The sequence below is a fragment of the Peribacillus sp. YIM B13481 genome (assembly GCF_042787985.1).
GTDB classification, from domain to species: Bacteria; Bacillota; Bacilli; order Bacillales; family DSM-1321; genus Peribacillus; species Peribacillus simplex_A.
The window spans coordinates 1-1,208 of record NZ_JBHZPE010000133.1 but is presented as its reverse complement, the minus strand read 5'-3'; the positions used below and the strand labels follow the sequence as shown (position 1 = coordinate 1,208).

Here is a 1,208-nt window from a genome sequence, read left to right as displayed (position 1 = left end):
GGATTTGATATTGAGATTATTGGTATTGATCGTGTACATTCATCTAGGGACAGGTGGCGTGCAGCCTATCGCAAAAACGGTATTGATGGCCTCCAAGATAACCGAAGTGGCCATTCTGGCAGGCCTCGCGTAATGGAGCTTACTTTTGATGAAAAATTCGCGAGGTTGGAGGCAGAGAACAATTTATTAAAAGCTGAGATTGAACTCTTAAAAAAGATCAGATTTGCCGAAAGGGGGATGAAGAAAAAATAGCCTTATCAGCAGAACAAAAATTTATCCTTATCCGTTTTGTGATTGATAAGTACAAATTGAAAAATATGGTCACCCATTTGTGCAAATCCGCAGGGGTTTCGCGTTCCGGCTACTATAACTATTATTCCAAAAGGGCCATTGAACAAAGGAAATTAAAAGAGAAAATGGATGAAGCCCTTCGGGATATTATACTGAAAGCATTTAGATTTAAAAACCGCAAAAAAGGAGCCCGCCAAATCAAGATGACTTTGGCAGGTCAATTCAATATTGTCTATAACCTGAAAAGGATTCGAAGAATCATGGGGAAATACAACATCATATGCCCATTCAGAAAAGCAAATCCATACAAGCGTATGATGAAAGCTACCCAGGAACACAGAGTCCTTCCGAACCTTTTAAACCGGGAGTTTAAACAGGATATCCCTTATAAAGTATTGCTTACAGACATCACCTATCTTTTTTATGGGAATAGACAAAAGGCATATTTATCAACGTTTAAAGATGCCTCTACTAATGAGATTCTGGCTTATCATGTCTCAGACCGCATTACCATGGATATCGCTACTGATACCCTTAACAAATTGAAAAAGAATAGGGAGATTAAGTTGGCTAAAGGTGCCTTTATCCACTCCGATCAAGGAACCCACTATACACACCCAGACTTTCAAAGGTTAGTAAAAAAGTATAAATTGGGCCAGTCTATGTCCAGAAGGGGGAATTGTTGGGACAATGCCCCGCAAGAATCATTCTTTGGACATTTTAAGGACGAAGCTTATATAAAGACATGCCAGACTTTAGAGGAGTTAAGAAGGGAAATCAAAGAATATATGACTTATTATAACCAGTATAGATATCAGTGGGATTTAAAAAAGATGACCCCTGTTCAATACAGAGATCATCTTCTAGAGATAGCCTAACCTTTTTTTAAAATTGTCCTTTACATAGGGTACAGTTTA

General features: G+C 38.2%; 1 pseudogene. It reads left to right on the top strand.

The features are described from left to right. Positions 1 to 1,169 (top strand): annotated as a pseudogene (locus ACFX4X_RS25490) (IS3 family transposase); the annotation flags it as partial. Positions 1,170 to 1,208: the final 39 nt, after the last annotated feature.